Below are 23,409 nucleotides of genomic sequence, written 5' to 3' on the forward strand. Positions count from 1 at the left end.
GGGGCGATTGTAGCGCAAGGCTCAGGCGTTGCGGGTGGCAAACACCGCCAGAGCACGCTCGATGCATTGCGCGGTCTTGCCGAAAGCTTGCACGCTGACATCGGCCAGTGGCTTGCCGCCCTGGTCGGCCACGGCCAGCATCAGCACCTGGTCGTTGACCGCCAGCGAACGCAGCAACACATGCTCGCTGCGAAAGAACGCGCGTAGGGGGGGAGGCAGCAGTGCTGAGAACTGGGCATGGTTTTCGGGTGTCAGGCGCAGCTGGCCGGCCTTGCTGACCAGCTTCTGCAACAGCCTGTTCTGAGCAACCGGCAAGGCGATCGCCGCCGCCTCCTTGGGCAGCCCGGCGGCTTGCTGGACGCGCAGCAGGTCGCTGGCCTTGTCCAGGGTCAACAGCAGGATGCGCTGCATGCCGCATGCCTGCAAGGCTTGGCGCGCCTGGTTGGACAAGTGCACGGCGTTGGTGAATGGGCTGGGTTGCGCGAGCATCTGCTCGCACAGCTTGCGCCAGGCGCCCAGGTCCTCGCGGGTAGGGGGCGGTGGTGCCAGCATGTCAGGGTGCGGGCGGCGCTGATGCCATGGCCAGATAAGGGCTTCGGCAGGGTGGAACAGGGCATGCCTGGCGTGGCGGCGGGCGCTGGCGGCCGCCTGTTGGTGAACCTGTTGCTGCACGTCTTCCAGCGAAGTCTGCAGGTAGAGCGCGGTCAGTAACTGCCAGCGCAGTAGGTGCGGATTATCCCAGCCGACCTGGGCCGCCAGCGCGAGGTTGTTGGCCAGCAGCACGGTGTTGGCCGGTTGATTGAACCAGCGGCTCAGGGCGGGCGCTTCGTCCAGGCGATGCTGCTGGCTCAGCAGGTCCTGATCGCGGGCGATGCTCAGGATCTGGCTCAGTTGCTCACGTTCTTCCAGCAGCAGGCGATAGCCTTGTGTCACCCATTGCGACAGGCGCCAGTGCTCGGCCACGGCTTGGCACAGCGCCAGGATGCGCACGCCAAACAGTTCGGACTCGACCTCTGCGGCCTCTTCGCCTTTGTGGATAACACGCAGCTCCCAGGCATCGAGCAGCTTCGGGTAGGCCAAGGCCATGGGCCACAAGGGCGACAGGAACAGCAGGCTGCCCCAGTGGATCTCTTGCCACAGCCGCGCCAGGCGGCTGGCGAACAGGCCGTTGGCCTGCTGCGAGGCGTGCTGGCTGATCAGCAGGAATTGGCGCAGCACGGGCGGGATATCGTCATCGGGCAGCGCGGGCAGGCGCATCAGCAGTTCCCGGGTACGCCCCAGGCCCAGGCGATTGAGGGCGATTTCCAGGCTTTCGGCCGGTTCCGCCAGGCTGGCGTTGGCCGGGTGATTGGCCTCGCGCATCACTGACAGCACCAGGGCCGGGCTGTCCTGCATCAGTTCGGCAATGTCGCGCAGGGAGCGGCGGCTGTCGTTGATCGCCGACAATACTGTGTCATGGCTCTGCTTCGGCACCGGCAATCGGACACTGTCCAGCAGTTTGATCCACGCGTCTAATGTACGCGGAGCCTGAGTAGGTACCTTAGTTTCAATTGGCATTTTGACATCAGTCCGAACTGGCTTTTCGCATTGAGTGGCTATAGTCTGGCGCAGTTCTGCCGATAAGTAGAAGAAGAGTTTTAAGGCTCCCGTCCCTCATCCTGACCACGACTGCAAGTGCTTTGAACCTATGGCTAAAATTATCGGCATCATCGTCGTATTCGCGAGCGTGCTCGGCGGGTACGTGCTTTCCCACGGCAAGATCGCGGCACTGATCCAGCCGTTCGAAGTGCTGATCATCGGTGGGGCGGCCTTCGGCGCCTTCATGCAGGCCAACCCTGGTTACATGACCATGCATGTAATCAAGAAGTCGCTGAAGATGTTTGGCTCGCGTTTTACCCATACCTTCTACTTGGAGGTGCTGGGCCTGGTGTACGAAATCCTCAACAAGAGCCGTCGCGAAGGCATGATGGCCATCGAGAGCGATATCGAGGATGCAGCGGCCAGCCCGATCTTCGCAAAATACCCCGCAGTGCTTGGCGATGAGCGCATGACCGCGTTCATCTGCGACTACTTGCGCATCATGTCCACCGGCAACATGGCGCCCCACGAGCTGGAAGGGCTGTTCGACATGGAGCTGCTGAGCATGAAGGAAGAGCTCGAGCACCCATCCCATGCGGTCAACGGCATCGCCGACGGCATGCCCGGTTTCGGTATCGTCGCGGCGGTACTGGGTATCGTGGTGACCATGGCTTCGCTGGGTGATGGCGACCAGAAGTCGATCGGTCTGCACGTGGGTGCGGCGCTGGTCGGTACCTTCTTCGGTATTCTGGCGGCCTATGGTTTCTTCGGTCCACTGGCCAAGTGCCTGGAGCACGATGCCAAGGAAGAACTCAACCTCTACGAGGCGATCAAGGCCTCGCTGGTGGCCTCGGCCTCTGGTATGCCGCCTTCGCTGGCCGTCGAGTTCGGTCGCAAGGTGCTGTATCCGAAGCATCGTCCGAGCTTTGCCGAATTGGAACAAGCGGTTCGCGGTCGCTGAGTCATGGAAAACAACCAGCCGATAATCATCAAGCGCGTCAAGCGCTACGGCGGCGGTCACCATGGCGGCGCCTGGAAGATCGCCTTCGCCGACTTCGCCACGGCGATGATGGCGTTCTTCCTGGTGTTGTGGTTGCTGTCTACCGCCACGCCCGAGCAGAAACTCGCCATCGCCGGTTATTTCAAGGACCCGATCGGATTCACCGAAAGCGGCACACCCTTCATCATCGACTTGGGTGGTTCGCCGCAGTTGGCTCCGGAAAAGACCATCAACCCGGAGCAAAAATCCGAGCCTACACCTGATACCAGCATTCAGCTGAACGAAGACCAGGTGCAAACCATGGCCGAGCAGGTGGAGCGCGAGCGCCTCGAACTGCTGCTGCAGGAGTTGCAGAACAAAGTCGAGGAGAACCCGCAGCTGCAGAAGTTCAAGGACCAGATTCTCTTCGAGATCACCCAGGACGGCTTGCGTATCCAGATCATGGACGCCGAGAACCGCCCGATGTTCGACCTGGGCAGCGCACGCCTGCAGCCGTACTTCGAAGATATCCTGCTGGCCATGGCTGACACCATCAAGGCGGTGCCTAACAAGATCAGCATCAGCGGTCACACCGATGCCAAGCCTTATGCCGGTACCGGCGAGTTCGGCAACTGGGAGCTTTCGGCCAACCGAGCCAATGCGGCGCGCCGTGCACTTGTCGCAGGCGGCTACCCGGATGAGCAGGTGGCGCGGGTAGTAGGCTATGCCTCATCGTCGCTGTTCGATCGCAAGAACCCGTTCAACCCGGTCAACCGGCGTATCGACATCATCGTGCTGACGAAAAAGGCCCAACGCACCATCGAGGGTGAGCAAGGTACACCGGAGACGCCGCCTGCCGAGACGCCCGCGCCCGCAGCGCCTGGAGCACCCGGAGCATCGGCGGCGCCGGCGCCGACCGAGGCACCGATGCAGCCGCGTGAGCTACGGCAGAAGCTGAACATCTTCGAAGACGGTGTGTTGAAGATGGACGAGGCCAAGGACCAGTAGCCGGTCAGGGCCGCTTTGCGGCCCATTGCCGAGGCTCAGTAACTGTCTTCGGGCAAACTGGCGATGATCGAGCGGTAGCTGTTCATCCGCTGCTGCTTGATGCGCCCATCCTCCAGCGCCTTGAGCAGTGCGCAACCCGGCTCGCGATCATGCTTGCAGTCGCGGAAGCGGCACGTCCCGAACAGGTCGCGAAACTCGATGAATCCATCCTCGACATCGTTGCGGCTGACGTGACCCAGGCCGAACTCACGGATCCCCGGTGAGTCGATCAGGTCGCCGCCGTTGGGGAAGTGGTACAGCCGTGCGGTAGTGGTGGTGTGGGTGCCTTGGCCCGACCACTCCGACAGATCGCCGACGCGGGTGCTGGCCTCGGGCAGCAGGCTGTTGACCAGCGAAGACTTGCCAACCCCGGATTGACCGACGAACACGCTGATGTGCTCGTTCAGCATCTGCTGCAGGCGTTGCATGCCATCGCCGTGATGCGCCGAAACCTCAAGCAGCGGGTAGCCCAGGTCGCGGTAGACCTCGAGCAGCGCATGCAGCGCCGGGCCGTTCTCTTCGTTGATGAGGTCGGCCTTGTTCAGCAGCAGCAGCGGGCGAATACCGGCGTGCTCGGCGGCCACCAGGTAGCGGTCGATCAGGTTGGGGTGCGGTTCGGGCGCCGGGGCGAAGACGATCACGATCAAGTCGACGTTGGCCGCCACCGGTTTGAGCTGGCCATGGTTGTTCGGTCGGCACAGCTCGGTACTGCGGGGCATCTGCGCGACGATCACGCCGATGCCTTGGTTGCCTGCACGCCAGACTACGCGGTCGCCGGTCACCAGCGCTGGCAGGTTGGCCCGCAGGTGGCAGCGAAACACCTGGCCGGCAACCTCGCCGTCCTGGGCCTCGACCTCGACTTGTACGCCGAAGTGGGCGATCACCAGGCCCAATTGCTCCGGCCCCAGGTCGCCGCCCTCCAGCTCCTGCAGGACATGCTGCTCGCGTTTGGCGGCGCGAGCGGCGCGCTCGTTCTGGATTTTTTCGATGCGCCAGTTCTGGCGGCGGTTGAGCTGGCGTTTGGCCATGAAGGTTCCGTGTTGGCGGTGCACAAAAGAAAACGGCACGCAGTTTAGCATGCCGGGCGACGGACCATTCTCGTTACCTTTGCGCTTCGAATGCATCGGTCAGCCCCGCTAGGCTACTATGACGGCCTATACGAGGAGCCCCTTTCATGCAGAACCCACAGAACCTGATCTGGATCGATCTGGAAATGACCGGCCTGGATCCGGACAACGACGTCATCATCGAGATGGCCACCATCGTTACCGACAGCGACCTGAACACCTTGGCCGAAGGCCCGGTGATCGCCATCCACCACAGTGACGAAGTGCTGGCGCGCATGGACGAATGGAACACTCGCACCCACGGTGCCTCGGGGCTGACCCAGCGCGTGCGCGAGAGCAGTATCAGCATGGCCGAGGCCGAGGCGCAGACCATCGCTTTCCTCGAACAGTGGGTGCCCAAAGGCAAGTCGCCGATCTGCGGCAACAGCATCTGTCAGGACCGCCGTTTCCTTTACCGGCACATGCGCGAGCTGGAAAACTACTTCCACTACCGCAACCTTGACGTCTCGACCCTCAAGGAGTTGGCCGCACGCTGGGCGCCTAACGTGCGCGACAGCTTCAAGAAGGGCGGAACCCATCTGGCGCTGGACGATATCCGCGAATCGATCGCCGAATTGCGCCACTATCGCGAGCACTTCATCAAGGTTTGAGCCGTGAGGGTGCAGATATTGTCTGCACGCCCTCTTTTGGTGCCCTTGGCAACTGGTTAGACTGCGCGCCTTTTTCGCAGGGACCTGCACCATGTTGTTGATGCTCTATCTCATTGCCATCACCGCAGAAGCCATGACCGGCGCCTTGTCCGCCGGTCGACGTGGCATGGACTGGTTTGGCGTGGTGCTGATCGCCTGCGTCACGGCCCTTGGGGGCGGCTCGGTGCGTGATGTCTTGCTCGGCCATTATCCGTTGACCTGGGTGAAGCACCCGGAGTACCTGGTGCTGACCAGCTGCGCTGCGCTGCTGACGATTTTCATCGCGCCGATGATGCGTCGCCTGCGCTCGTTGTTCCTGGTGCTCGATGCGCTGGGGCTGGTGGCCTTTACCCTGATTGGCTGCATGACGGCGCTGGAGATGGGGCAGGGGATGCTGGTGGCCTCGATCAGCGGAGTGATCACCGGGGTGTTTGGCGGGATCTTGCGGGATATCTTCTGCAACGATATTCCGCTGGTGTTCCGTCGGGAGCTGTATGCCAGTGTGTCGTTCGCGGCGGCTTGGTTCTACCTGGGGTGCGTGCATTTCCAGGTGCCAGCGGAGCAGGCCATGCTACTGACCTTGTTCGGTGGGTTCCTGTTGCGCTTGTTGGCAATCAGGTTCCATTGGGAAATGCCCAAGTTTCACTATAACGACCAGCAGTAAGAGCGGGCTGCGACGGGCAGTAATGCCAGTGGTTCGAATGGGCCTGAGATCGCGGTAGGCGCGAGCGTTGCTCGCGATACGCCCGCGCGGGCGGCGCTCGATCTCCCGCGCACTGAACGCTGCGAGACGACCCCGCCAGCTTCGACCTCCTCTACAGCGCTCCATGCCGCCCCAGCGCCCATTCCACGTGCTCGCGCACCAGCGCCGAAGGGTCGTCCCGGCGCGCCTTCAACGCTTCCAGCACCGGAATCGTAGTCGGCGCATTGCCCAACCCCACCGCCAGGTTGCGCAGCCAGCGCTCGTACCCGGCGCGGCGCAATGGCCCTCCTTCGGTCTTGCGCAGGAAGGTCCTCTCGTCCCACAGGAACATCTCGGCCAGTTCGCTGTTCTCCAGCCCGTGTCGAGGCATGAAGTCGTCCTCGCGGGTGTGGCTGGCGAATCGGTTCCACGGGCAGACGATCTGGCAGTCGTCGCAACCGAATACCCGGTTGCCGATCATCGCGCGCAGTTCCACCGGAATGGCACCCTTGAGCTCGATGGTCAGGTAGGAGATACAGCGCCTGGCATCCAGCACGTAGGGCCCCACGAACGCCTGGGTCGGACAGATGTCCAGGCATGCCTGGCAGCGTCCGCAGTGCTCGCTGGTGTGGGCTTCGTCCACCGGTAACGGCAGGTCGACGAACAGTTCGGCGAGGAAGAAGTAGCTTCCGGCTTTGCGGTTGAGCAGCAGGGTGTTCTTGCCAATCCAGCCAAGCCCGGCCTGTTCGGCAATGGCCTTTTCCAGCACCGGGGCACTGTCGACGAAGGCGCGATAGCCGAAGGGGCCGATCACCTCCTGGATGCGGTCGGCCAGATGCTGCACGCGCTTGCGCACCAGCTTGTGGTAGTCGCGGCCCAGGGCGTAGCGCGAGACGTAGGCTTTTTCCGGCTGGGCCAGGCGCTGGGCCATCTGGGTATCGCCGGGCAGGTAGTCCATGCGCAGCGACACCACCCGAAGGGTGCCAGGAATCAGCTGGTCGGGGTGCGAGCGCTTGCTGCCGTGGGTCGCCAGGTAGTCCATCTCGCCCTGGTAGCCTGCATCCAGCCAGCGCTGCAGGTGCTGTTCGTGCTCGCCAAGGTCGACGCCGGCGATGCCAACGTGGGCAAAACCGAGTTCGCGGCCGAAATCCTTGATCGATTGGGCCAGTGCGGCGAGGTCAGGTGTGGAGACAGGCATGGATGGGTAAGGCAATACAGGCTCAGGTGCGTATAATTCTGCCAGACATTGGAGCCTTTGACCCCATGCCCCAGACCAAACAACCCGGCAATGCCCCGCTGCGACTCGACCGCGAGACCGTCGCGGGCCTGCCTGCACGTTCTGCACAGGCTCACAAAGGCGATTTTGGCCACGTGCTGGTGGTGGGCGGCGACCTCGGCACCGGGGGCGCCGTGTTGCTCAGTGCCGAGGCGGCATTGCGCTGTGGTGCCGGGCTGGTCAGTGTGGCCACCCGTCCCGAGCACGTTGCAGCGGGCCTGGCTCGGCTGCCCGAGGTGATGTGCCTTGGGGTGAGTTCGGCGAACCAACTGGTGAGCGTGCTGGAGCGGGCGTCGGTGCTGGTTGTCGGCCCAGGCCTCGGGCAGGCTGCCTGGGGACGCAGCCTGCTGTCTGCGGTAGCCAATGCCGATCAACCTCAGGTGTGGGATGCCGATGCTCTGAATCTGCTGGCACGCACGCCTTTGGCCTTGCCCAGCGGGAGCATCCTCACCCCACACCCTGGTGAGGCTGCGCGTCTGCTGGGTATTTCCACCGAGGCGGTGCAGGCGGATCGACCTGGGGCGGCGCGTAAGCTGGCTCGCCGCTATGCCAGTGTGAGCGTGCTCAAGGGGGCGGGCTCACTGGTAGCCGACCCATCAGGGCGGTTGGCATTGTGTGAGCGTGGTCATCCGGCGATGGCCGGAGCAGGCCTCGGCGATGTGCTGACCGGCGTGCTGGGGGCATTGCTGGCCCAGGGGCAGGATGCCTGGCGTGCAGCCTGCCTCGGCGTATGGCTGCATGCTTGCGCGGGTGAGCGTCTGGGCGTCGAAGGTAGAGGCTTGGCGGCCAGTGATCTGGCGCCGGTCATTCGTGAGTTGTTGGAGGAGCATTCTGCGTGTCAGGCATAACCCTTTTTCTGGCCGATGAAGAGGCCATGGTCGCCTTTGGTGCGAAGCTGGCTGGAGTGACCGGCGGTCACGGCGTGATCTTTCTCGAAGGCGACCTGGGCGCGGGCAAGACCACGCTGTCGCGGGGCCTGATTCGCGGCCTGGGCCATACGGGGGCAGTGAAAAGCCCCACGTTCACCGTGGTCGAGCCCTACGAAATCGGTGATGTGCGCGCCTTCCATTTCGACCTGTACCGCCTGGTCGATCCTGAAGAGCTCGAGTTCATGGGGATTCGTGACTATTTCGAAGGTGACCCGTTGTGTCTGTTCGAGTGGCCACAAAAGGGTGCGGGCGTTTTGCCAAAGCCTGACCTGACCATTACCATAAGCCCCCAAGCGGGCGGACGCTCGCTGAACCTGTCGCCGCAGGGGGCTCGCGGCGAGGCATGGTGCCTGGCACTGGCCAAAGACTATAAACAGTAAGTGGGGTAGGTATGCGCATACGCGCACTGGTCGCCGTGGTAGGGCTGCTGCTGACAGCGGTGACCGTTGACGCTCTGGCCGTCACACAAGTCAAGAGCATGCGCCTGTGGCGCGCGCCGGACAACACGCGGCTGGTCTTCGACCTGTCTGGCCCCGTGCAGCACAGCGTCTTCACCTTGAGCGCTCCGGATCGCCTGGTCATCGACATCAACGGTGCGACCTTGGCCGCGCCGCTGAACGTCTCCACGTCCAATACGCCGATCAGCAGCGTGCGTTCCGCCCAGCGGACCCCCACCGACCTGCGCGTGGTGGTCGACCTGAAGAAGTCGGTCACGCCAAAGAGCTTCACCCTGGCGCCCAATGCCCAGTATGGCAACCGCCTGGTGGTCGACCTGTACGACCAGGAAGCCGATGCCGTTGCTGCCAGCACGCCAGCCGCGCCGCCAGCACAGGCGCCTGCGACCACCCCTGCGGTCCCAGTAACCCCAGCCCAGCCGGCCATCAAGTTGCCGCCGGTGCCCAGTGGCAAGCGCGATATCGTGGTTGCCATCGACGCCGGCCACGGTGGCGAAGACCCGGGGGCTTCGGGTTCGCGTGGTCAGCACGAGAAAGACATCGTGCTGCAGATCGCCAAGGAGCTGCAGCGCCAGATCAATACCGAGAAGGGCTACCGCGCCGAGCTGACCCGCACCGGCGACTACTTCATTCCGCTGCGTAAACGCACCGAGATTGCCCGTAAGAAAGGCGCAGACCTGTTCATTTCTATCCACGCCGATGCCGCGCCGTCCCGTGCCGCCTTCGGTGCCTCGGTGTTCGCGTTGTCCGATCGAGGTGCCACTTCCGAGACTGCCCGCTGGCTGGCGGACACGGAAAACCGCTCCGACCTGATCGGTGGTGCGGGCAACGTCAGTCTGGACGACAAGGACCGCATGCTGGCCGGAGTGCTGCTCGACCTGTCGATGACCGCCACGCTCAGCTCGAGTCTCAATGTCGGCCAGAAGGTGCTGGGCAACATGGGACGGGTCACTTCCCTGCACAAACAGCGGGTCGAGCAGGCCGGGTTCATGGTGTTGAAGTCACCTGATATCCCGTCGATCCTCGTGGAAACCGGGTTCATCTCCAACAACAACGAAGCTGCCAAACTGGCCACCGCCAGCCACCAGCAAGCCCTGGCGCGCTCGATCCATACCGGCGTACGCCAGTACTTCCAGCAGAACCCGCCACCTGGCACCTACATCGCCTGGCTGCGCGACAGTGGCAAGATCGCCCAGGGCCCGCGTGAACATACCGTGCGTCCCGGCGAAACATTGGCGATGATCGCCGTGCGCTACCAGGTCAGCGTGGCCAGCCTGCGCAGCAGCAACAGCCTCAAGAGCGATGAGCTGAAGGTCGGCCAGCACCTCGATATCCCCGCCACCACCCTGGCCTCTCAGCAATGAGTGGGGGCTCGCGCATCCAGCTGCTCAGCCCGCGGCTGGCCAACCAGATCGCTGCGGGCGAGGTGGTCGAGCGCCCTGCTTCGGTGGCCAAGGAACTGCTGGAAAACAGCCTTGACTCGGGCGCACGTCGCATCGATGTCGAAGTGGAGCAGGGCGGGGTCAAGTTGCTGCGGGTCCGCGACGACGGTGGCGGTATCTCCGCCGACGACCTGCCGCTGGCCCTGGCTCGACACGCCACCAGCAAGATCCGCGAACTGGAAGACCTTGAAGGTGTATTGAGCCTCGGTTTCCGTGGCGAGGCACTGGCGTCGATCAGTTCGGTGGCGCGGCTGACCCTTACCTCGCGCACTGCCGATGCCACCGAAGCCTGGCAGGTCGAAACCGAGGGGCGGGACATGACCCCGCGCGTACAGCCTGCCGCGCACCCGGTCGGCACTTCGGTAGAGGTGCGCGACCTGTTCTTCAATACCCCGGCCCGACGTAAGTTCCTCAAGGCCGAGAAAACCGAATTCGATCATCTGCAGGAAGTCATCCGACGCCTTGCGCTGGCGCGATTCGACGTGGGTTTCCACCTGCGCCACAACGGCAAGAGCATCCTCAGCCTGCACGAGGCCCACGACGAGGTTGCGCGGGCGCGACGGGTCGGCGCCATTTGTGGGCCGGGGTTCCTGGAGCAGGCACTGCCGATCGACGTCGAGCGCAACGGTTTGCGTCTGTGGGGTTGGGTCGGACTGCCCACGTTCTCGCGCAGCCAGGCCGACTTGCAGTACTTCTTCGTCAATGGCCGCGCGGTGCGCGACAAGCTGGTCGCCCACGCGGTGCGCCAAGCCTACCGCGACGTGCTGTTCAATGGCCGGCACCCGACCTTCGTGCTGTTCCTGGAGCTGGAGCCCAACGGCGTCGACGTCAACGTGCACCCGACCAAGCACGAAGTGCGGTTCCGCGAAGGGCGCATGGTGCACGACTTCCTGTACGGCACCTTGCACCGGGCCTTGGCCGATGTGCGTCCGGAAGACCAGCTGGCGGCACCGGCCCCTGCGGCGGAAATCGTCCGTCCCAGTGGTCTGCAGGCGGGAGAGTTCGGCCCGCAGGGCGAAATGCGCCTGGCCTCGCCAGTGCTCGAGCAGCCCCAGGCCGAGCCGCGTTCCTATTCCAGTACTGGCAGTGGCGGTAACGGTGCCGGTTACCAGTACTCGTATACGCCGCGCCCGTCCCAGCCGGTACCGGCTGCCGAGGCGCAAGCGGTCTATCGCGAGTTCTACGCGCCGTTGGGCGGCACCACCGGCGCGCCAGTATCACTGCCTGAGGGCAAGGGTGACATTCCGCCCCTCGGTTACGCCCTGGCGCAGTTGAAGGGCATTTACATCCTCGCCGAGAACGCGATCGGCCTAGTGTTGGTGGACATGCACGCCGCCCATGAGCGGATCATGTATGAACGCCTCAAGGTGGCCATGGCCAGCGAGGGGCTCAGTGGCCAGCCGTTGCTCGTGCCTGAGACGCTGGCCTTGAGCCAGCGAGAAGCCGACTGCGCCGAAGAGCACGCCCAATGGTTCCAGCGACTGGGTTTCGAATTGCAGCGCCTGGGCCCCGAGACCCTGGCGATCAGGCAGATTCCGGCACTGCTCAAGCAGGCCGAGGCCAACCGTCTGGTGCAGGACGTGCTCGCTGACCTGATGGAGTATGGCACCAGTGACCGTATCCAGGCGCACCTGAACGAACTGCTGGGCACCATGGCCTGCCACGGCGCGGTGCGCGCCAACCGGCGCCTGGCCATCCCAGAGATGAACGCCCTGCTGCGCGACATGGAAAACACCGAGCGCAGCGGGCAGTGCAACCATGGCCGACCCACCTGGACCCAGATGGGCCTGGACGACCTGGACAAACTTTTCCTGCGCGGTCGATGACATGAGCGGCAAGCCTCCAGCGATTTTTCTCATGGGCCCGACAGCGGCCGGCAAGACCGACCTCGCCATCGAGTTGACCAAGGTGCTGCCGTGCGAACTGATCAGCGTCGATTCGGCGCTGGTCTATCGCGGCATGGACATTGGTACCGCCAAGCCTTCCAAAGAGGTGTTGGCCGCCCATCCGCACCGGCTTATCGATATTCTCGATCCGGCTGAAAGCTATTCGGCGGCGCATTTCTGTCGTGATGCCCTGGAGGCCATGGCCGAGATTACCGCGCGCGGCAAGATCCCACTGCTGGTCGGTGGCACCATGCTCTACTACAAGGCCTTGGTCGAAGGGTTGGCTGATATGCCCGCCTCGGACACCGCGGTACGCGCAGAACTCGAAGCCTTGGCCAACGAACAGGGCCTCGGCCAATTGCACCGCCAATTGGCCGAGGTCGACCCGGAATCGGCAGCGCGTATTCACCCCAATGACCCTCAGCGGCTGATTCGCGCCCTGGAGGTTTACCGAGTCAGTGGCGAGACAATGACGGCACATCGCCAGCGTCAATACGCGGAAAGTCGCGCCGCAGACGCAGGCGCGGGCGGGCATTTGCCCTATACTGTCGCGAGTTTGGCGATAGCTCCTACAGATCGTCACATTTTGCATCGGCGAATTGCGCTACGATTTTCGCAGATGCTGGAACAGGGCTTCGTCGACGAGGTCCGATCGCTGCGAGCCAGAAGTGACTTGCACGCCGGACTGCCGTCTATACGGGCAGTGGGGTATCGGCAGGTCTGGGATTACCTCGATGGCCAGCTGACTGAGAATGAGATGCGCGAACGCGGTATCATTGCCACCAGGCAGCTGGCCAAGCGGCAGTTCACCTGGTTGCGAGGCTGGAACGATGTCCATTGGCTCGACAGCCTGGCCTGCGACAATCTGTCCCGCACCTTGAAATACCTGGGGACCGTCTCCATATTGAGCTGAGTCCCTGCTCATTGCCGTCTATTCTTGCGATGGGGCGGCAGAATTTATTGATTTTTCTGATTTTCTACTATTGATCCTTACAGGAGTGCGGCATATGTCAAAAGGGCATTCGCTACAAGACCCTTACTTGAACACCTTGAGAAAAGAAAAGGTCCCGGTTTCCATCTACCTGGTAAACGGTATCAAGCTGCAGGGCTCGATCGAATCTTTCGACCAGTTCGTGGTACTGCTGAAGAACACCGTCAGCCAGATGGTCTACAAGCACGCCATTTCGACCGTGGTTCCAGCCCGTCCGGTTCGCCTGCCAAGCCCGTCCGATTCCGAACACGGCGACAGCGAGCCAGGCAACGCCTGATAGGAGCCTGCATTGTTCTTTGAGCGCCACGGTGGTGGTGAGCGGGCACTGCTCGTTCACTTGGAAGGTCAGAACCCTGAGGCGCGCGAAGACCCGCAGGAGTTTCAGGAGCTGGCGCTGTCGGCCGGAGCGGATATCGTTTCGCTGGTTACAGTGGCAAGGCACCAGCCCACAGCCAAATACCTGATTGGCAGCGGCAAGGTCGAGGAATTGCGCGACCTGGTCAAAGCCGAGCAGGTAGACCTGGTGATTTTCAATCACACCCTCACGCCCAGTCAGGAGCGCAACCTCGAGCGAGTCTTCGAGTGTCGCGTGCTTGACCGTACCGGGCTGATCCTCGATATCTTCGCCCAACGGGCGCGTACCCATGAAGGGAAGCTGCAGGTCGAACTGGCCCAGCTCGAGCACATGAGCACGCGACTGGTGCGCGGCTGGACCCACCTCGAACGACAGAAAGGGGGTATCGGCCTTCGCGGTCCGGGTGAAACCCAGCTGGAAACCGACCGCCGCCTGTTGCGGGTTCGCCTGCGTCAGATCAAGGCGCGGCTGGAGAAGGTGCGCAGTCAGCGCGAGCAGGCCCGCCGTGGCCGCAAGCGCGCGGAAATCCCGTCGGTGTCGCTGGTGGGTTACACCAACGCCGGCAAATCCACCTTGTTCAACGCCCTGACCGCTTCCGAGGTCTATGCTGCCGACCAACTGTTCGCCACCCTCGACCCGACCTTGCGCCGTCTTGAACTGGACGACCTTGGGCCGATCGTGCTGGCCGATACCGTGGGCTTCATTCGTCATTTGCCGCACAAGCTGGTCGAGGCATTTCGGGCTACGCTCGAAGAGTCGAGCAACTCCGACCTGCTGTTGCATGTAATCGATGCCCATGAGCCAGAGCGCATGGAGCAGATCGAGCAGGTGCTGGCGGTTCTGGGCGAGATCGGTGCCGAAGGCTTGCCGATCCTCGAGGTCTATAACAAACTCGACCTGCTCGAAGATGTCGAGCCGCAGATCCAGCGCGATGCCGATGGCAAGCCGCAGCGGGTCTGGGTGTCGGCTCGTGATGGGCGTGGTCTGGAGCTGGTTGGCCAGGCGATTGCCGAGTTGCTGGGGGATGATCTGTTTGTCGGTACCCTTTGCCTGGAGCAACGTTTTGCCCGCTTGCGTGCGCAATTCTTCGCCCTGGGTGCCGTGCAAAGTGAAGAGCATGACGAAGAAGGGCGCAGCCTGCTGAGTATCCGGCTGTCCAAGGTCGAGTTGAATCGCCTGGTCAGCCGCGAAGGCATGGAGCCGCAAGTGTTTGTCGAGCAACACACTTTGCAATAAATGCCCGGTGAGGTCGTCGGGCAGCAGTGGCAGGCATTCTGTAGCATTGGACGGCGCGCCGTGGGCGCGTCTTTGCTTTATCAGATGGAGAGCGCTATGGCTTGGAACGAGCCGGGTGGCAACTCGAACAATCAGGATCCCTGGGGCGGCCGTCGCGGTGGCGGCGGTGGTGGCGACAAGAAAGGTCCGCCGGATCTGGACGAGGCCTTCCGCAAGCTGCAGGACAGCCTGAACGGCATGTTCGGCAGTGGCAAGAAACGCGGTGGTGACCGCAACGTCGGCAAAGGTGGAGGCCTGGGCCTGCTGGGCATAGGCCTGGCAGTACTGGCGGCCATCTGGCTGTACAGCGCCGTGTACGTGGTCGACGAGCAGGAGCAGGCCGTCGTGCTGCGCTTCGGCAAGTACTATGAAACGGTCGGTCCCGGCCTGAACATCTACTTCCCGCCCATCGATCGCAAGTTCATGGAAAACGTCACGCGTGAGCGTGCCTATACCAAGCAGGGCCAGATGCTGACCGAAGACGAGAACATCGTCGAGGTGCCGCTGACCGTCCAGTACAAGATCAGCAACCTGCAGGACTTCGTGCTCAACGTCGACCAGCCTGAGGTGAGCCTGCAGCACGCGACCGAAAGTGCCCTGCGCCATGTGGTGGGCTCCACCTCCATGGACCAGGTGCTGACCGAAGGTCGTGAGCAGATGGCCGTGGATATCCGCGAACGCCTGCAGCGCTTCCTCGACACCTACCGTACCGGTATCACCGTTACCCAGGTCAACGTACAGAGCGCGGCAGCCCCGCGTGAAGTGCAGGAAGCCTTCGACGACGTGATCCGTGCCCGCGAGGACGAGCAACGTGCCCGCAACCAGGCTGAGTCCTACGCCAACGGCGTGGTGCCGGAAGCCCGTGGTCAGGCTCAGCGCATCATCGAGGATGCCAACGGCTATCGCGACGAAGTGATCGCCCGCGCCAAGGGTGAAGCCGACCGCTTCACCAAGCTGGTCGCCGAGTACCGCAAGGCACCTGACGTCACCCGTCAACGTCTGTACCTGGAAACCATGCAAGAGGTGTACAGCAACTCGAGCAAGGTCATGGTGGCAACCAAGGATGGGCAGAACAACCTGCTCTACCTGCCGTTGGACAAGATGGTCGAGGGCAGCCGCAATGCTGCCGCACCGGTCGGCAGCGTGCCTGCCTCGGTCAACGATGCCGCGTCGCGTGCGGTGCAGGACATGCAACAGCAACAGCCGCCGCGCACTAGGGAGAGCCGCTGATGAGCAATAAATCGCTGATCGCCCTGATCGCCGCTGTGGTGCTGGCCATCGTGGCCTGGAACAGCTTCTACATCGTGTCTCAGACCGAACGTGCGGTACTGCTGCGCTTCGGTAAGGTGGTCCAGGCGGATGTCCAGCCTGGTCTGCACGTGAAGATTCCGTATGTGAACCAGGTGCGCAAGTTCGACGCCCGCCTGATGACCCTCGACGCTCCGACCCAGCGGTTCCTGACCCTGGAGAAGAAGGCGGTGATGGTCGACGCCTACGCCAAGTGGCGCGTCAAGGATGCCGAGCGCTTCTACACGGCCACGTCCGGCATGAAGCAGATCGCCGACGAGCGTCTGTCGCGTCGTCTGGAGAGCGGCCTGCGTGACCAGTTCGGTAAGCGCACTCTGCACGAAGTGGTCTCCGGTGAGCGCGATGCGTTGATGGCTGACATCACCGCCTCGCTGAACCGCATGGCCAGCAAGGAGCTGGGTATCGAAGTCATCGACGTCCGCGTCAAGGCCATCGACCTGCCGAAGGAAGTCAACCGCAGCGTGTTCGACCGCATGAGCACCGAGCGTGAGCGTGAAGCCCGTGAACACCGCGCCAAAGGTAACGAATTGGCCGAAGGTATTCGCGCCGATGCCGACCGTCAGCGCCGTGTACTGCTGGCTGAAGCCTATCGCGAAGCTGAAGAGACCCGAGGTGATGGCGATGCCCAGGCGGCAGCCATCTACGCCAAGGCCTACACCCAGGACGCCGATTTCTATGCGTTCTACCGTAGCCTGCAGGCGTACCGCGAGAGCTTCTCCAGCAAGAGCGACGTGCTGGTCCTGGATCCGAAGAACGAGTTCTTCCGCTTCCTGGACAAGAGCAAGCCATGATGATCTGACCCCTTATCGGACCAGAAACCACCCCGCCTGGCAGCTAAAACACCAGTCGGGGTGCATCCTGAATGAAAAGGGGTGTATGATGCGGCAGCCGGGAAATTTCCCGGCTTTTTTGCGTCTGCAAGGTTGATTGGTCGAAGGCCAGTTGACGGTTTGGTCAGGACGCAAGGCAATTCGAGGGTATTGGCTACGGTGGTTGCGCTGGGATCGGTGCTGCCCGCTACTGTGCGCCAATACCTGCTTCACTGACGGCTAGCCACAGGCAGGCCGCCCGGACCAGAGGGGAAATGGCGTAATGGCAACGGTAGACCGCTGGCTGCTGCCAGATGGCATCGAGGAAGTACTGCCACCTGAGGCTGCGCGCATCGAGATCGCGCGTCGCCAGGTGTTGGACCTGTTCCAGAGTTGGGGCTACGAACTGGTCGTCACCCCACATATCGAGTACCTGGAGTCGCTGTTGACCGGCGCCGGCCAGGACCTGGATCAGCGCACCTTCAAAGTGGTCGACCCGCAGTCTGGCCGCCTGATGGGCTTCCGCGCCGACTTCACCCCGCAGGTAGCGCGCATCGACGCCCACACCCTGCGCCGTGAGGGCCCGAGCCGCCTGTGCTACGCCGGCAGCGTGCTGCATGCCCAGCCGCGTGCCCTGTCCACTTCGCGCAGCCCGATCCAGCTGGGCGCCGAGCTGTACGGTGATGCCAGCCCCACCAGTGATGTCGAGGTCATCAGCCTGATGCTCGCCACGCTGCAACTGGCCGATGTGCCGGATGTACACATGGACCTTGGCCACGTCGGTATTTACCGAGGTCTGGCCCGAGCCGCCGGCCTGTCCGGTGCGGTCGAGCAGCAGCTGTTCGATGCGCTGCAGCGCAAGGCGGTCGATGAAGTGCAGGCGCTCACCGCCGACTTGCCGAAAGACCTGGGCAACATGCTGCGTGCCCTGGTCGAGCTGTGCGGTGGTCGCGAAGTACTGGCCGAAGCCCGCGTGCGCCTGGGCCGTGCCCCGGCCAGCGTGCTGGCGGCGCTGGATGATCTGCTGGCGATCGCCGATCGCCTGGCGTCGCGCTACCCGGACTTGCCGCTGTACTTCGACCTTGGCGAGTTGCGCGGTTACCACTATCACACTGGCGTGGTGTTCGCGGTGTTCGTGCCTGGCGAGGGTCAATCGATCGCCCAGGGCGGCCGTTACGACGACATCGGCGCCGATTTTGGCCGGGCACGCCCTGCCACCGGTTTCTCCACGGATTTGAAGACCCTGGTCACACTGGGGCGAGCGGAGGTCGTATTGCCAACTGGCGGCATCTGGATGCCCGACAGTGGCGACGCGGCCCTCTGGCAGCAGGTCTGCCAGTTGCGCAACGAGGGCCAGCGTGTGGTCCAGGCCCTGCCTGGCCAGCCGTTGAGTGCTGCTCTCGAGGCGGATTGTGATCGGCAATTGATTCAGCAAGACGGGCGCTGGCAGGTACTGCCGCTGACCCAGTGAGATTCTTCGTCGGCGATGGCCGGCAACCAAGTTTGCGTGAATGAGGACAAGTGTTATGGGTAAGAATGTCGTCGTCCTGGGCACCCAGTGGGGTGATGAGGGCAAAGGCAAGATCGTCGATCTGCTGACCGAACATGCTGCCGCCGTAGTGCGCTACCAGGGCGGTCACAACGCGGGCCACACCCTGGTGATCAACGGTGAGAAAACCGTTTTGCACCTGATCCCTTCCGGTATCCTGCGTGAAGGCGTTCAGTGCCTGATCGGCAACGGCGTCGTCGTTGCTCCGGATGCCCTGATGCGTGAGATCACCAAGCTGGAAGAGAAGGGCGTGCCAGTGCGCGAGCGCCTGCGTATCAGCCCGGCTGCCCCGCTGATCCTGTCGTACCACGTGGCCCTGGACCAGGCTCGCGAAAAAGCCCGTGGCGAAGCCAAGATCGGCACTACCGGTCGTGGTATCGGCCCAGCGTACGAAGACAAAGTCGCCCGTCGCGGCCTGCGCGTCGGTGACCTGTTCCACCGTGAGCGTTTCGCCGCCAAGCTCGGTGAGCTGCTGGACTACCACAACTTCCAGCTGGTGAACTACTACAAAGAGCCGGCCATCGACTTCCAGCAGACCCTGGACGAGTGCATGGCCTACGCCGAGCAGCTCAAGCCGATGATGCTCGACGTGACCGCCGAACTGCACAACCTGCGTCGCGCCGGCAAGGACATCATGTTCGAAGGTGCCCAAGGTTCGCTGCTGGACATCGACCACGGCACTTACCCGTACGTCACCAGCTCCAACACCACCGCTGGCGGTATCTCCACCGGTTCCGGCGTTGGCCCGATGTACCTGGACTACATCCTGGGTATCACCAAGGCCTACACCACCCGTGTCGGTTCCGGTCCGTTCCCGACCGAGCTGTTCGACGAAACCGGCGCCACCCTGGCCAAGCGTGGCCATGAGTTCGGTTCCACCACCGGCCGTGCCCGTCGTTGCGGCTGGTTCGATGCCGTCATCCTGCGTCGCGCCATCGACGTCAACAGCATTTCGGGCATCTGCCTGACCAAGCTGGACGTACTGGATGGCCTGGAAACCATCAACATCTGCGTTGGCTACAAGAACGAGAATGGCGCCGTCATCGACGCACCGTCCGATGCCGACAGCTACATCGGCCTGGAGCCGGTGTACGAAGAGATGCCAGGCTGGAGCGAATCGACCTTGGGCGTGAAGACCCTGGAAGAGCTGCCACAAGCGGCGCGCAACTACATCAAGCGCATCGAGGAGCTGATTGGCGCGCCGATCGATATCATCTCCACTGGCCCGGACCGCAACGAGACCATCGTGCTGCGTCACCCGTTCGCCTGATCTGCCTTCCTGGCTGATCGAACGCCGCGGTCCTGAGAGGGACCGCGGCGTTTTCGTTCAGGGGGGCTGCGCAGGCCCTGGCGCGGGCGAACCCGCTCTTACTGAATCTCCATGGTTCCAGAAACCCGCGAAAGTGTCGGCCTGGACAATCCCTTGCTGGACCTTGGCGTATATCCCTGCTGCCCCCGGCACAACCCTTGCTGTAAGAAGCTTCTGTAGATGCCATCAGAATAATGGCGCCAGAAAACACGAGGGTTACACCGTGTCTGCCATCCTCTCACTGTTACGAAGCCGCCTCTTGCGGCCTGTGTTTGTTGCCCTTGGTATCGCTCTTTTGGTGCAGGTGCTGGTTGCCGTTGCGCTGACCCGGAGCACCGTTACAGCCTTGGAAGCCGATCTTGGGGAACGGCTGGGGGCTGACAGCAGGAAACTGGGTGCCGAACTGGAGCAAGCCGGCCAGGACGTTCGTTCCGGCCTTGAAAGCCTTTCGAGCAGCACCCGTCAGCGTCTGAGCGCTGGATTGTCCGAGCGGTTGCAAAGCGAGCAGCAACAACTGCGCGCCACTCTGGAAAAGAACCTCAAGGACTCCGCCAACGACATGGCCGAACTGCTGGCCTCGGTGGCACCGCGCGCCATCTGGGACAACGATGTGCCGATGCTTTCGGACTTCGCCCGACGGGCCCAGCGCAATCCCAACGTATTGTTCGTGATCTACGACGACGCCCAGGGCCAGCACCTGACGCGTTACCTCAATCGACAAAACCCCATCAACCAGGCCCTGATGGAGAAAGGGCAGGGTGAGCGAGCCTTGGACAAGGTGCTCGATGCTGCCCGTCGCGACCCGTCGGTGTATTTCGTCCAGGCATCGATCAACCCCAACGGCGCGGAAATCGGCAAAGTGCTGATGGGCGTCTCCACCGCTGGGGTCGACCAGGAGCTGAAGGCCCTCGACCAGCGCTTTGCGGCCCTGATTGCCAGTGGCGAGCAACTGGTGGGCGACAGCCTCGGTGCTGCGGCCGCCGACAGCGGAAAGACCCTGCGCGAGCGGCTGGAAACCGCCCAGAACAGCGCCACGGCCATGCAGGCCAACACGGCGCATACCGTGCGCGAGGCGGCGGCCGAGTTGCGTTGGCGCATTGGCCTGGGCCTGGTGCTCGTTGGTCTGGGGGTTCTGCTGGTGGTGGCGCTGGTGTTGGGTCGCCGGGTACTCAGCAAGCTGCGCCTGCTGATCGCAGCGCTCAATGACCTGGCGGCCGGTGAAGGCGACCTGACCAAGCGCGTCCCTCTCGACAGCCGTGATGAGATCGGCGACATGGCCTCGGCGGTGAACCGCTTCGTCGACAAATTGCAGCCCATCGTTCGCGAGGCCGGGGAGGTCGCGCAGCGTACCGGTGTGGAGATCGGCGCCATGGCCCAACGCAACGCGGGTGCCGATGCCGCCGCAGCCTTGCAGCGTGACGAGGTTGCGGCCAGCCTGCGCGACCTTTCCAGCATGGCAGACGAAGCCCAGGCGGAAAGCCACGCAATGCAGGCAGCGCTGCAACAGGTGGTGGACATTCGCCAGGCCACGGATGAGAACAGTCGCACCTCCTCGCAACTGGCGGGGCTGATCGAAAACCTTGCCGGCCAGGTCGATACCGGCTCCCAGGTGATCGAGCGGTTGGCCAAGCAGAGCGAGCAGATCGAAGTGGTGTTGACGGTCATTCATGGCATTGCCGAGCAGACCAATCTGCTTGCGCTCAATGCTGCCATCGAGGCCGCGCGGGCCGGTGAAACTGGGCGTGGCTTCGCCGTGGTGGCCGATGAGGTGAGGGCATTGGCGAGCAAGACACAAAGCTCCACCGGCGATATCCAGGCGCATATCGCTGCCTTGCAGAAAGGTGCCAAGGAGGCGGTGGCAACCATTGGCCAGGCAGGTGTGAAGGCCAGCGAAGGGCTGCTCGTGCTGCGTGACAGCGAGCGTCGCCAACAGTCGGTGCAAGCTGCGGTGGAGCAGGTGCACGCTGCGATTGGCCTGGCGACGCGTGCGGCTGAGCAGCAGGCCCATGGCGCGCAGGCAGTGCGGGGCCGGGTGGAGAACATTCATGCCCAAGCCGAACGCTCCGCTGAGGTGGTGATGCAGACCACTGCCAGCAGCAAGGTGCTGGACGAGCTGGCGGCGCAGTTGCGGGCGAGTTTGGGCCAGTTCAGGGCCTGATAACGGGCCGTTCGATCAGCGGCATTCGGGGCTTGGGAGGATAAATGCAGGGACGCGCCATCCGTTAGAAGATATCGAATTGATATTGCTCAATGCCGATGTCGACCAGATGGTCTAGACTCGCGCGCCACGTGAGCAGCAGGGCATGGACATGCTCTGGATTCAGGGAGGGAGAGCGATGATGCAATGGATGGGCGATGTGTTATCGGCGGCCTACGACGCGCAGGACGCGCAAGGGCTGCTGGACAGGATTCAGGCAGCGGCGCGGACCCTGGGGTTCGAGTACTGTGCTTACGGTCTGCGCGCTCCGCTGCCGGTGACCAAGCCCCGCGTGACGCTGCTCAGCACCTACAGCCGGACGTGGTGCGACCATTATCGACGATCGGGTTATCTGGCATTGGACCCTACCGTCCTGCACTGCCAGCAATCGGTTCAGCCGGTGGTCTGGGGGGATCGGGTTTTCCAGGATGCCCCGCAGCTCTGGGATGATGCCCGCAATGCCGGTTTGCGCCATGGCTGGGCTCAATCCTGCCTGGAGGGCCGCAACGCCGGCGGCATGCTGACCTTGGCCCGCTCCGCCGAAGCGTTGGGAGACTGTGAGCTGAGGTGTAACGAGGCGAAGATGCGCTGGCTGGCCAATGTCGCCCACCAGGGCTTCTCACGCTTGCTGTCGCCCACCTGGCAGCCCAACCCCGCCTCGCCATTGTCCAGCCGTGAGCGCGAAGTGCTGCGCTGGGCGGCCGATGGCAAGACGCTCAACGAAGTTGCCGACATCCTGGCCTTGTCGATCGAGACCGTGAAATTCCACACCCGCAATGCGGCGGTGAAGCTCGGCGCAGTCAACCGTACCGCTGCCGTGGCCCGGGCGGCCTTGCTGGGGTTGTTGGCCTGAGGGCAGGCCTGGACCTGCCAAATAGTGGAGTTTTCCGCCGTCAGCGCTTGAAGTCGAATACGCGTCCTTTCTCCCCAGGCAACAGGACGCGACATGGACATCGTCATTGGCACACGGCAGCAACTCGGGAGCGCCCGACTTGCGCAAATGGAGCGTTACCGCTATCGCGTCTTCGTCGACGAACTGGGTTGGGACCTGACCTGTGAGCCGCAGTGCGAACGCGATCAGTTCGACCACGACAACACGCTCTACCTGCTGGCCTGCAACGGGCGGGACGACATCGTCGGCACGGCGCGCCTGTTGCCGACCCATCGCCCCTATCTGCTCGACGAGGTGTTTCCACAACTGATGGCTGGCCAGGCGCTGCCGCATAGTGCCCAGGTCTGGGAGCTTTCCAGGTTCGCGGCGATGGATTTCGCCGGGCCAGGCCTGCGCGGGCGCGGGCAGTTCTCGTCCACGATTGCGGTGCAGCTGCTCGATGCGGTGTTGCGCTGCGCTGCCGGCCATGGGGCGCAACGATTGATCACCGTGTCACCCCTGGGCATCGAACGGCTGTTGCGACGGGCCGGTTATCGCTACCAGCGAGCGGCGGCCCCGGTACGTGTCGGCGCGCATTGGCTGTTCGCCTGCTGGCTCGACGTAGCCGCGCAGCCCTACACAATTGGTGAGGTTACAAAGGCCCCGGCCTGTCGTTCAATGCACCGCGCTGCCTGACTGGCCCCCTGCCTGTTGG

General features: G+C 63.2%; 20 protein-coding genes and 2 pseudogenes. 19 read left to right on the top strand and 3 right to left on the bottom strand.

Annotated features, from left to right (window positions below; translation table 11 throughout):
* Positions 1 to 21: 21 nt before the first annotated feature.
* Positions 22 to 1,557 (bottom strand): HDOD domain-containing protein, encoded by a 1,536-nt coding sequence (locus IF103_RS02495; RefSeq protein ID WP_023378456.1) that lies wholly within the window; start codon positions 1,555 to 1,557, stop codon positions 22 to 24.
* Positions 1,558 to 1,687: 130 nt separating this feature from the next.
* Between IF103_RS02495 and motA the strand changes: the two genes are divergently transcribed.
* Both motA and motB read left to right on the top strand, forming a co-directional pair.
* Positions 1,688 to 2,539: a flagellar motor stator protein MotA gene (gene motA, locus IF103_RS02500; RefSeq protein ID WP_023378457.1), complete on the top strand. Its 852-nt coding sequence runs from the start codon at positions 1,688 to 1,690 to the stop codon at positions 2,537 to 2,539.
* A 3-nt stretch (positions 2,540 to 2,542) separates the two neighbouring features.
* Positions 2,543 to 3,565 (top strand): flagellar motor protein MotB, encoded by a 1,023-nt coding sequence (motB, locus tag IF103_RS02505; protein WP_023378458.1) that lies wholly within the window; start codon positions 2,543 to 2,545, stop codon positions 3,563 to 3,565.
* 35 nt (positions 3,566 to 3,600) lie between these two features.
* On the opposite strand, the gene rsgA is transcribed toward motB, so the two are convergent.
* A complete protein-coding gene (gene rsgA, locus IF103_RS02510) occupies positions 3,601 to 4,632 on the bottom strand; it encodes a small ribosomal subunit biogenesis GTPase RsgA (RefSeq protein ID WP_023378459.1) in 1,032 nt (343 codons plus the stop codon).
* Positions 4,633 to 4,778: 146 nt separating this feature from the next.
* Here rsgA and orn point away from each other — a divergent pair, with 146 nt between their 5' ends.
* On the top strand, positions 4,779 to 5,321 hold the full coding sequence (gene orn, locus IF103_RS02515) for an oligoribonuclease (protein WP_023378460.1): 543 nt from the start codon (positions 4,779 to 4,781) through the stop codon (positions 5,319 to 5,321).
* A gap of 91 nt (positions 5,322 to 5,412) precedes the next feature.
* Positions 5,413 to 6,024 carry a trimeric intracellular cation channel family protein gene (locus IF103_RS02520; protein WP_023378461.1) on the top strand — a complete coding sequence of 204 codons (612 nt, stop codon included), beginning with the start codon at positions 5,413 to 5,415 and terminating at the stop codon, positions 6,022 to 6,024.
* Positions 6,025 to 6,175: 151 nt separating this feature from the next.
* Here IF103_RS02520 and queG read toward each other — a convergent pair whose 3' ends face one another.
* Positions 6,176 to 7,240, bottom strand: a complete 1,065-nt coding sequence (gene queG / locus IF103_RS02525; protein WP_104882236.1) for a tRNA epoxyqueuosine(34) reductase QueG — start codon at positions 7,238 to 7,240, stop codon at positions 6,176 to 6,178.
* 65 nt (positions 7,241 to 7,305) lie between these two features.
* Here queG and IF103_RS02530 point away from each other — a divergent pair, with 65 nt between their 5' ends.
* The 15 genes and pseudogenes from IF103_RS02530 (at position 7,306) to IF103_RS02595 (ending at position 23,390) form a co-directional block, all read left to right on the top strand.
* Complete coding sequence (locus tag IF103_RS02530) at positions 7,306 to 8,166, top strand: NAD(P)H-hydrate dehydratase (protein WP_202675840.1); 861 nt, start codon at positions 7,306 to 7,308, stop codon at positions 8,164 to 8,166.
* Positions 8,154 to 8,627 carry a tRNA (adenosine(37)-N6)-threonylcarbamoyltransferase complex ATPase subunit type 1 TsaE gene (tsaE, locus tag IF103_RS02535; protein WP_023378464.1) on the top strand — a complete coding sequence of 158 codons (474 nt, stop codon included), beginning with the start codon at positions 8,154 to 8,156 and terminating at the stop codon, positions 8,625 to 8,627. Before IF103_RS02530 ends, tsaE begins: the two co-directional genes overlap by 13 nt.
* A gap of 11 nt (positions 8,628 to 8,638) precedes the next feature.
* A complete protein-coding gene (locus tag IF103_RS02540) occupies positions 8,639 to 10,066 on the top strand; it encodes an N-acetylmuramoyl-L-alanine amidase (protein ID WP_023378465.1) in 1,428 nt (475 codons plus the stop codon).
* Positions 10,063 to 11,970, top strand: a complete 1,908-nt coding sequence (mutL, locus tag IF103_RS02545) for a DNA mismatch repair endonuclease MutL (RefSeq protein ID WP_023378466.1) — start codon at positions 10,063 to 10,065, stop codon at positions 11,968 to 11,970. The genes IF103_RS02540 and mutL overlap by 4 nt, the downstream gene beginning before the upstream one ends.
* A 1-nt stretch (position 11,971) precedes the next feature.
* Positions 11,972 to 12,943: a tRNA (adenosine(37)-N6)-dimethylallyltransferase MiaA gene (gene miaA, locus IF103_RS02550; RefSeq protein ID WP_023378467.1), complete on the top strand. Its 972-nt coding sequence runs from the start codon at positions 11,972 to 11,974 to the stop codon at positions 12,941 to 12,943.
* A 94-nt stretch (positions 12,944 to 13,037) separates the two neighbouring features.
* Positions 13,038 to 13,298 carry an RNA chaperone Hfq gene (hfq, locus tag IF103_RS02555; RefSeq protein WP_003258160.1) on the top strand — a complete coding sequence of 87 codons (261 nt, stop codon included), beginning with the start codon at positions 13,038 to 13,040 and terminating at the stop codon, positions 13,296 to 13,298.
* 12 nt (positions 13,299 to 13,310) lie between these two features.
* A complete protein-coding gene (gene hflX / locus IF103_RS02560) occupies positions 13,311 to 14,612 on the top strand; it encodes a ribosome rescue GTPase HflX (protein WP_023378468.1) in 1,302 nt (433 codons plus the stop codon).
* Positions 14,613 to 14,708: 96 nt separating this feature from the next.
* Entirely contained in the window at positions 14,709 to 15,881 is a 1,173-nt protein-coding gene (hflK, locus tag IF103_RS02565; protein WP_023378469.1) for an FtsH protease activity modulator HflK, read from the top strand.
* A complete protein-coding gene (hflC, locus tag IF103_RS02570) occupies positions 15,881 to 16,750 on the top strand; it encodes a protease modulator HflC (protein ID WP_023378470.1) in 870 nt (289 codons plus the stop codon). The genes hflK and hflC overlap by 1 nt, the downstream gene beginning before the upstream one ends.
* A gap of 301 nt (positions 16,751 to 17,051) precedes the next feature.
* Positions 17,052 to 18,239 (top strand): ATP phosphoribosyltransferase regulatory subunit, encoded by a 1,188-nt coding sequence (locus IF103_RS02575; RefSeq protein ID WP_023378471.1) that lies wholly within the window; start codon positions 17,052 to 17,054, stop codon positions 18,237 to 18,239.
* A gap of 55 nt (positions 18,240 to 18,294) precedes the next feature.
* On the top strand, positions 18,295 to 19,587 hold the full coding sequence (locus IF103_RS02580) for an adenylosuccinate synthase (protein ID WP_023378472.1): 1,293 nt from the start codon (positions 18,295 to 18,297) through the stop codon (positions 19,585 to 19,587).
* 1,078 nt (positions 19,588 to 20,665) lie between these two features.
* A pseudogene (locus IF103_RS25270) lies at positions 20,666 to 20,878 on the top strand (methyl-accepting chemotaxis protein); the annotation flags it as partial.
* Between the two features lie 390 nt (positions 20,879 to 21,268).
* Positions 21,269 to 21,784: pseudogene (locus IF103_RS25275) on the top strand (methyl-accepting chemotaxis protein); the annotation flags it as partial.
* Positions 21,785 to 21,962: 178 nt separating this feature from the next.
* A complete protein-coding gene (locus IF103_RS02590; protein WP_023378474.1) occupies positions 21,963 to 22,676 on the top strand; it encodes an autoinducer binding domain-containing protein in 714 nt (237 codons plus the stop codon).
* 93 nt (positions 22,677 to 22,769) lie between these two features.
* Entirely contained in the window at positions 22,770 to 23,390 is a 621-nt protein-coding gene (locus IF103_RS02595; RefSeq protein WP_049818839.1) for an acyl-homoserine-lactone synthase, read from the top strand.
* Positions 23,391 to 23,409 lie beyond the last annotated feature (19 nt).

Origin of the sequence: Pseudomonas sp. SK2, from assembly GCF_016772395.1 — a bacterium.
GTDB classification, from domain to species: Bacteria; Pseudomonadota; Gammaproteobacteria; order Pseudomonadales; family Pseudomonadaceae; genus Aquipseudomonas; species Aquipseudomonas taiwanensis.

What these genes read in the sequence shown, in the direction of transcription:
- IF103_RS02540 (WP_023378465.1), top strand. Translation starts at nt 8,639, where the DNA reads ATGCGCATACGCGCACTGGTCGCCGTGGTAGGGCTGCTGCTGACAGCG.
- hflK (WP_023378469.1), top strand. Translation starts at nt 14,709, where the DNA reads ATGGCTTGGAACGAGCCGGGTGGCAACTCGAACAATCAGGATCCCTGG.
- IF103_RS02595 (WP_049818839.1), top strand. Translation starts at nt 22,770, where the DNA reads ATGGACATCGTCATTGGCACACGGCAGCAACTCGGGAGCGCCCGACTT.
- miaA (WP_023378467.1), top strand. Translation starts at nt 11,972, where the DNA reads ATGAGCGGCAAGCCTCCAGCGATTTTTCTCATGGGCCCGACAGCGGCC.
- motA (WP_023378457.1), top strand. Translation starts at nt 1,688, where the DNA reads ATGGCTAAAATTATCGGCATCATCGTCGTATTCGCGAGCGTGCTCGGC.
- IF103_RS02580 (WP_023378472.1), top strand. Translation starts at nt 18,295, where the DNA reads ATGGGTAAGAATGTCGTCGTCCTGGGCACCCAGTGGGGTGATGAGGGC.
- IF103_RS02575 (WP_023378471.1), top strand. Translation starts at nt 17,052, where the DNA reads ATGGCAACGGTAGACCGCTGGCTGCTGCCAGATGGCATCGAGGAAGTA.
- IF103_RS02520 (WP_023378461.1), top strand. Translation starts at nt 5,413, where the DNA reads ATGTTGTTGATGCTCTATCTCATTGCCATCACCGCAGAAGCCATGACC.
- IF103_RS02590 (WP_023378474.1), top strand. Translation starts at nt 21,963, where the DNA reads ATGATGCAATGGATGGGCGATGTGTTATCGGCGGCCTACGACGCGCAG.
- IF103_RS02495 (WP_023378456.1), bottom strand. Translation starts at nt 1,557, where the DNA reads ATGCCAATTGAAACTAAGGTACCTACTCAGGCTCCGCGTACATTAGAC.
- orn (WP_023378460.1), top strand. Translation starts at nt 4,779, where the DNA reads ATGCAGAACCCACAGAACCTGATCTGGATCGATCTGGAAATGACCGGC.
- IF103_RS02530 (WP_202675840.1), top strand. Translation starts at nt 7,306, where the DNA reads ATGCCCCAGACCAAACAACCCGGCAATGCCCCGCTGCGACTCGACCGC.
- rsgA (WP_023378459.1), bottom strand. Translation starts at nt 4,632, where the DNA reads ATGGCCAAACGCCAGCTCAACCGCCGCCAGAACTGGCGCATCGAAAAA.
- motB (WP_023378458.1), top strand. Translation starts at nt 2,543, where the DNA reads ATGGAAAACAACCAGCCGATAATCATCAAGCGCGTCAAGCGCTACGGC.
- hfq (WP_003258160.1), top strand. Translation starts at nt 13,038, where the DNA reads ATGTCAAAAGGGCATTCGCTACAAGACCCTTACTTGAACACCTTGAGA.
- hflC (WP_023378470.1), top strand. Translation starts at nt 15,881, where the DNA reads ATGAGCAATAAATCGCTGATCGCCCTGATCGCCGCTGTGGTGCTGGCC.
- queG (WP_104882236.1), bottom strand. Translation starts at nt 7,240, where the DNA reads ATGCCTGTCTCCACACCTGACCTCGCCGCACTGGCCCAATCGATCAAG.
- mutL (WP_023378466.1), top strand. Translation starts at nt 10,063, where the DNA reads ATGAGTGGGGGCTCGCGCATCCAGCTGCTCAGCCCGCGGCTGGCCAAC.